Below are 311 nucleotides of genomic sequence, written 5' to 3'. Positions count from 1 at the left end.
CGGCATGTATAGCTACTACTGCACCAATGATGTGATCAAAGTATCCCCGTCCGGGACTTCTACCGATCCGGGCACTGATCCTGGAACAAAACCTGGTGAGGATACTGGCACCAAAGATCTGACTGCTTCCGAAACCGGCGTTTCCATCTCCCTGACCGACGGTGTGCCAGAGGGTGCGGAGCTTTTTGCTGACACCATCGCGCAGGAAAGCGTGCTGGGAAGCCGTCCGGAACTGAAAGAAGAACTGCCGGGCCTGCTGTCCATTTACGACATCAGCGTTAGAAAAGACGGTAAAGCTCTGGAAATCAAGG

1 protein-coding gene is annotated in these 311 nt (G+C 54.0%); it reads left to right on the top strand.

What is annotated here, in order from left to right:
- A partial coding sequence (locus H6A20_RS13235) for a hypothetical protein (protein WP_204907550.1) occupies positions 1-311 on the top strand: 311 nt, incomplete at both ends.

It is taken from the genome of Mordavella massiliensis (assembly GCF_016901695.1).
Lineage (GTDB): Bacteria > Bacillota > Clostridia > Lachnospirales > Lachnospiraceae > Claveliimonas > Claveliimonas massiliensis_A.
This window is presented reverse-complemented; position numbering and strand designations above follow the sequence as displayed.